The organism is Candidatus Schmidhempelia bombi str. Bimp (assembly GCF_000471645.3).
Taxonomy (GTDB): domain Bacteria; phylum Pseudomonadota; class Gammaproteobacteria; order Enterobacterales; family Orbaceae; genus Utexia; species Utexia bombi.
The window spans coordinates 1-6,504 of sequence record NZ_AWGA01000085.1 but is presented as its reverse complement, the minus strand read 5'-3'; the positions used below and the strand labels follow the sequence as shown (position 1 = coordinate 6,504).

Annotated in this window: 6 protein-coding genes; 2 read left to right on the top strand and 4 right to left on the bottom strand. The window is 31.7% G+C overall.

The annotated features are described in order from the left end of the window. Both O970_RS09940 and O970_RS10365 read left to right on the top strand, forming a co-directional pair. The coding region (locus O970_RS09940; RefSeq protein WP_166667102.1) for a hypothetical protein at nucleotides 1–502 on the top strand (502 nt) is incomplete at its 5' end. 209 nt (nucleotides 503–711) lie between these two features. Beyond that, a complete protein-coding gene (locus O970_RS10365) occupies nucleotides 712–3,744 on the top strand; it encodes an AAA domain-containing protein (RefSeq protein ID WP_133459328.1) in 3,033 nt (1,010 codons plus the stop codon). On the opposite strand, the gene O970_RS08765 is transcribed toward O970_RS10365, so the two are convergent. From O970_RS08765 to O970_RS08750, 4 genes are all read right to left on the bottom strand, one after another. Beyond that, nucleotides 3,698–4,594: a hypothetical protein gene (locus O970_RS08765; RefSeq protein ID WP_133459327.1), complete on the bottom strand. Its 897-nt coding sequence runs from the start codon at nucleotides 4,592–4,594 to the stop codon at nucleotides 3,698–3,700. The two genes, O970_RS10365 and O970_RS08765, sit on opposite strands and share 47 nt — an antisense overlap. 12 nt (nucleotides 4,595–4,606) lie before the next feature. After that, the gene (locus O970_RS08760; RefSeq protein ID WP_133459326.1) at nucleotides 4,607–5,020 is read right to left on the bottom strand and encodes a M23 family metallopeptidase; all 414 of its coding nucleotides are present in this window, start codon (nucleotides 5,018–5,020) and stop codon (nucleotides 4,607–4,609) included. A gap of 53 nt (nucleotides 5,021–5,073) precedes the next feature. Further along, entirely contained in the window at nucleotides 5,074–5,898 is an 825-nt protein-coding gene (locus O970_RS08755; RefSeq protein WP_133459325.1) for a hypothetical protein, read from the bottom strand. 15 nt (nucleotides 5,899–5,913) lie between these two features. Further along, a partial coding sequence (locus O970_RS08750; RefSeq protein WP_133459324.1) for a M23 family metallopeptidase occupies nucleotides 5,914–6,504 on the bottom strand: 591 nt, incomplete at its 5' end.

Below are 6,504 nucleotides of genomic sequence, written 5' to 3'. Positions count from 1 at the left end.
CGAAGCTATCCATTTCAGCTGGTCATTATCATTTATCGGCGTTATATGGCTAGGGTTAGTTTTACTCATCAATCCCCAATTTACCACTTGGTTTATCGCTATTCTACTGCCATTAATTATTTCACCTTGGGTTATTCGTTACGCTAGTTTTACGTCACTAGGCAGACAAGCACAACGATTGAACTTATTTATGACTAAGGAAGAGATGAGCCCAAATTTAGTTATTAGCCATACGGATACCTATGTATTAGATAAGGAGCAAAAAATTATCGCACAGGCTTATCATTTTAGCGTCACTGATCCCACATTAAATGCTTTAGTCTGTGTCATGTCGACACATCGTCATCGCGATAATCGAAAGAACTACGACTATCGTCGACGATTATTCAAACGTTGCATGCAAAAATCAGATGAACATATTAGTGAAAATAATCAGTTAAAAGTAATGGCGGATCCCTTCATTTTTAGGCAGCTACACCTATATTCAAAGCAACAAAAATAAGCACTTACTTCTTCATTAAGTTATAAATTAAGATTCAGCTTGTTGCTCGATTTTATAGTAACAAGCAATTAACGTTTTCTTTATGAAGAAAAAACAATTAGAAAAAATATGTGAAAATGATAATATTATTTTGTGATTTTTATCATAATGCCAAATAGACGATATGGTTTAATAATATTTAGTTATATTCAGTATAATAAGGATTATAAATGGATAAAAATGTACAACATTTTGCTAGTTACTGGCGCAATTCGTTAGCGGATGCGACTTTTAGTAAAGGTGGTCTCACTTATCGGGAAACGCAATCTTTTATCGTCTGTGATAAACATTTCCAACAATATGGCATTATTAATGAAGCGACTACACAATCCCTTTTCCAAAATGAACCACGTGATTGCAAAACGGTTAATATTGTCTTAAGACCGATTGTATATCGTAAAAAAATGGAACACCATTGTTATGCAAAATATGATGATGTACCAGAATTTATTATTCCTGTGGCTACGTCGGCATTACTAGCAAGGGATGGGCGATGTTATCCTAAAAGCAATGAGACGCTAATCTCACGTGATCTTCTTGAGCCTTTAGTTAGAGGCGCATTTTCGATAGGCACGGTTGAGGCGTTGGATACGTATTTAACTTCCAATATTATATCAGGTATTACTTACGCCGAAGCAGAGGGGGATAACCAATTAAGTGAAGAACACTATCTCTTAGCATGGAACAACTATTTAAACGATGTTGAACGATTATTAACGGCGATAACCGAAGGTTTACTCGAAAACTCAGATAAATTTAAACGATTGGATAATAGTTATATTATTAAAAAAAACATTATTCGCGGTGCGGTTAGGCATATATTGCCTTTATATGATAAATTGCGGACAACGTCTGAGCGTGTTCCTCTTTTTGAACTTTTTGCAAAACCTACGGCAACGCCAAAACAGCCTTGCCTTGATAGCGCTCATTTTTTTTCAAAGCGCTTAGCGCATTCGGGAGACAAATTTCCTTTAGCACCAGCGCAACGCGATGCCCTTAGCCACCTATTAAACGCAGAGGATGGGGAAATTCTAGCGGTTAATGGTCCGCCAGGAACAGGTAAAACGACCATGTTACTTTCTGTGGTCGCGTCATTATGGGCTAAACATGCGCTTGAGAAGCGTGAGCCGCCAATTATCATCGCGGCTTCCACTAATAATCAAGCCGTAACGAATATTATTGATGCATTTGGTCAAGATTTTTCGTTAGGGGAGGGGGTTTTTTCTGGTCGGTGGCTACCTAATATAGATAGTTTTGGTGCTTATTTTCCCTCTAATAGTCGCGAACAACAAGCAGAAAAGAGTTATCAGACTCATACATTTTTTAAGAAAATAGAAACCAGTGATTACTATGAACAGGCTAAAAAGTATTATATACAATGTGGATTAAATGCCTTTCCTGAGCTTGACGGTGAGTCCCCAACCGTTGAGGATATTATTAATCAACTACATCAAGCGATAGAAAAAAAAGTCAGCCAATTACAATGTATTGAAGAAAAATGGAAAAATTTAGCGGCGATACGTAAAACGATTCAACAAAAATTCGGTGATGATCCATCGCAAGCCAAGGCGAGTTATAAACATCAATTGCAGCAGTTAGAGCAGGTTAAGAATACATGGTTAAATGCTGAGAATAAGTGGCAGCAATACCTCGCCAACGAAAATATATGGTATTCGATTTTTTCATGGTTACCGCCTGTCGCTAAAAAGCGCTTATTAAAAGCAACCGTTTATTTAAGAAAGATATGGCCAACTAATCAAGAACAACCGCACTGGCAAAATTTAAACGCTATTTCTCAATTTATTAAAAATAAATGGTGTTCGGTTGAAAAATCAATAGAAGAGACTAACCAGATAATACAGGACATGATAAGTTTGTTAACAAAACTAGATCATTGTGTCCATGACTGGGAAACGGTTTTATTGTCTTTAAACATAAAACAACCTATCACTAACAATTTAGAACAAATAGACAGTATAGCTGATACTGAAATTCGTTTTAAAATCTTTTTACTCACCACGCATTATTGGGAAGGGCGTTGGTTACAAGATATGGAAAAATTATTACCGAATTTAGATGATTGGACTCGGAAAAAAGGGCAATTACCAACCAAAGAACGCTGGTATTTAAGAATGAAATTAACGCCTTGTATTGTCTCTACCTTTTATATTTTACCATCAAAGTTTATTTATACTGGTAAGAATTATAGTGAAGACTACTTATATAACTTTGCTGATTTACTGATAGTTGATGAAGCAGGACAAGTGCTACCTGAAGTGGCTGGGGCATCATTCGCCTTGAGTAAAAAAGCACTGGTTATCGGTGATACATTCCAAATTGAACCGATTTGGTCCATTCCACATAAAATTGATTTGGGCAATTTATTGGCGGAAAAGGTATTTACTAGTGATGATATTGAAAAGGAATTTGATACATTGATCAAATTAGGTAAAACGGCATCATCGGGTAGTGTTATGAAAATTGCGCAACATGCCTCGCGTTATCACTATGACCAAGATATGGCGCCTGGAATGTTTTTATATGAACATCGACGTTGCTATAATGAGATTATAAATTTTTGTAATCAGTTGATTTATAAAGGTAAACTTAAACCTATGCGCGGGGAGGTGCCTGAAAATTCTGCCTTCCCTGCATTAGGCTATTTACATATTGATGGTGTTTGTCAGCGAGATCTTTCTGGTAGTCGCTATAACAAACTTGAAGCTCAGGTTATTGCAAAATGGTTAGTAGAAAATCAGCAGCAATTAGAAAAAATCTACCAACAACCCTTACATAAAATTGTAGGCATTATCACGCCTTTTGGGGCACAAGTACTGGAAATTAAGCGCGCTATTCAGTCATTACCAACTAATATTAATGTTGATGATGGTGAGGATATGTTAACCATAGGTACCGTTCACTCACTACAAGGAGCAGAGCGAAAATTAATTATATTTTCTGCGGTTTATACCAAACATGCTAATGGCAATTTTATTGATAGCCAACCAAGCCTATTAAATGTTGCGGTATCTCGCGCCAAAGATAGCTTTTTAGTCTTTGGTGATATGGATATATTCCATCCAAATTTAACAACGCCGAGAGGTATTTTGGCTAATTATCTTTTCGCGAATGAAGCCAATAAACTCAATTTTGATCTCATTGAAAGAAGCGATTTAATAAATAATACATTTTATTCAAAATGATATTGTTTTCATAAAGAATTACATCACCGCAGGTTTTTGTGCTGGTCGCAATTTTTTTTTCAGGATCAAAAACAAAAACATATCCTTCTAAATTAGGGTCAATAAATTTATTTTGCGACTCATCATAAATGAAATACATATGTGGCACATTTGTACCTCGTGTATCACCTTCAACAAGTGAAAAATCATTTTCATTGCCATCAAAGTCAAAATCACCTATTTCTACTGTAAAAACATCATAAAATAAATAGTTTTTTTTAGTTTTAATACGTTGTATTAATTCACCATTTTTTTTACTATAGATATTAACTCCCGTGATTTTAATATCTTCTTTTTTGTTCTTATATAATAAAAGTTTAAAATAGAAATCTTTTGTTGTATGTATTTGTAGAAATTCGACATTTTTAAATTCAATGTTACTAAGTAATTCTTTAGAATCTTTATGGTTTTCTTTATAACCATTAGACCAGATTACATTGTATTCAAAAATTTTTTTCAATTTAAAATCGCCAAATTTAAGGGAGGTTCCAATCAAAAAGTCGTTTTCAGATTTTATTTTATTTTCACTAAAATCAAAATTTTTAAGGATCAATGTATCTTTATTACCAAATAAATCATAAGTGTAATTTTCATACACATATTCATTATCTACTTTCTTAGGTAATCGCTCAGATATTATAGTGTAATCATTTGTATTAACATAAGATATAGTAAGTGAATTATCAGAAGTACCACTTATATAAAAGTCTATTTTTTTATCACCAATATTTCCACTATAGATTCGATATATTGCTTGTGTAACTTGTGGAAAAAAAGAAATTATTACTAAAAGATATTTTAAAACATTCATTTATGTGTACCTTTATTTTGAAATATAATACTTTTTACCTTTTATTACCGCTTCTGTTTGATCGTCTATATCTATAGAATTTAAATTAACAAAAAAAGCAGGATTTATTTTATATCCTAACTTTGCTATTTCCTTTTTTTCACCTTTAGTTTTATTATTGTGAATATACATAGCAATTTCTAAATGTAAATGTGTATTAACAAGCCCTTTGGCATTACCTGTGTCAGATGTATAGCCAATATGCTCTCCTCCCTTAACTTTGCAACCCACTTTTATTCCAGATACTTTTTTTGTCTCATGTAAATGGCAATATCTGATATAAAAATAATCATTATTTATATCGAAATTCCGATGAAGCGTTAAGTGATATTCTTTGTAAGTTAACGATGGTATTATCTTTTGTCGCCAGCTAAATTGTCTAAACATAAGAGAAATTTATTACAATGAGTACTAAGTTTTATCTTTCTTATTTTTTATAATTAATCGGGAGAGAGAACGGTTATTAATTTTGTTTTACCGTTCTGATAAATAAAAGTGTAAGTTGTTATACCCCCTTGAAAATATTGAGTGATTTCTAATTTATTTTTTCCTAACCATTTATAATCAATATCAACATCTTTGTCATCATAAACAACAGAAACATCCACTTCCTCTTTAATCTTATGTCTGAAAACATGATAAGGGTTATAACTCATCGCATCATAAACATCTAAAATAGTCATATTTTTATAGTAACAAACATTTGTAGATTCCATCTCAAAATATTTTGTTTCAAGACAATTTTTATTCCGTTTTAAATTGTTTATTTTGTTTTCTTCTTTAATAGACAACTTTTTATAGAAAATTAAATGTTTTTTATTAAGTAAAGGCGTTCTGTCATAAGGAATAATTAATTCATTATTATTAAGTTTTATGATTAGTTTATAAATAAAACCATTACACATTTCGGATGTGTTTGTTGCATCAATAAAATAAAGTCCATTAAACTCATTTAATGATAAAAAATATTTTTCTAGATCTTCTTTATAATCAAAGAAAAAGTTAATGTTATTTAATTGAGTATTAATATCTTCTTTATTTCCATTAAACCGTTTAAAATCGCAACCTGAAATATTAATTTTTTGTTCATTTTCAATAATCAAATTATCTAAACTACTAGCTAACCATTCTTGTTTTTGTATTTCTTCATTTATTTTATCTTTTACGATTAAATAATAATGATTTTTATTAGAATCAGTATCAGAAGCATGAGTAAAATATGAAAAGGAAAATAACAAAAAACTTATGAATAAAAAATTTTTCATTTTATCACTCCTAATTTATTGAGGCTCGTTACCAAAAGTATTTCGATATCCATCTTTTAAAATACCTAATGGATCCTGTAAATCTTCCCGTCTTTCATAAGGTTTATTCGCTTTATTACTTGACTTTTTTTTCAAATTTAATCCGCATGAACCTGAATAATATTCTAAATGTAACATATAGATAATTTTTCCGGACAAAATAATTTTTGGTGTGCCATTGTCTTCTAATAATTTCCCCGTTTTTGCAAGAACAGTGCCTTGTCTGACAATGTCACCAACTTTCACTGTAATACTTTTTTCATCTACTTCACCATAACGAATAATAAATTGATGCCCAGTTTTAGTTTCATGTTTTATTGTTATTTGATGAGTTTTACAATAAAAAGCTTTGATTTCTAATACAACACCATTACATACAGCAACAATTTCAGTTTCTGGTTCAGTATATAAATCTCGTCCCGCATGTTTTCTTTTGCCACCGCTACGATTCCATCCAAACATTGTTTGATTATTATTTTTAGTCCAATTAAAATTTTTACCAAACCTCATGTCAAAATTATTTATCGGTTTTGTTTTTAAAGGAAAAATAATTTCAGGGCTAATGAC

Coding starts and splice junctions, on each gene's coding strand:
- O970_RS08760 (WP_133459326.1), bottom strand. CDS start 5,020: ATGTTTAGACAATTTAGCTGGCGACAAAAGATAATACCATCGTTAACT.
- O970_RS08755 (WP_133459325.1), bottom strand. CDS start 5,898: ATGAAAAATTTTTTATTCATAAGTTTTTTGTTATTTTCCTTTTCATAT.
- O970_RS08765 (WP_133459327.1), bottom strand. CDS start 4,594: ATGAATGTTTTAAAATATCTTTTAGTAATAATTTCTTTTTTTCCACAA.
- O970_RS10365 (WP_133459328.1), top strand. CDS start 712: ATGGATAAAAATGTACAACATTTTGCTAGTTACTGGCGCAATTCGTTA.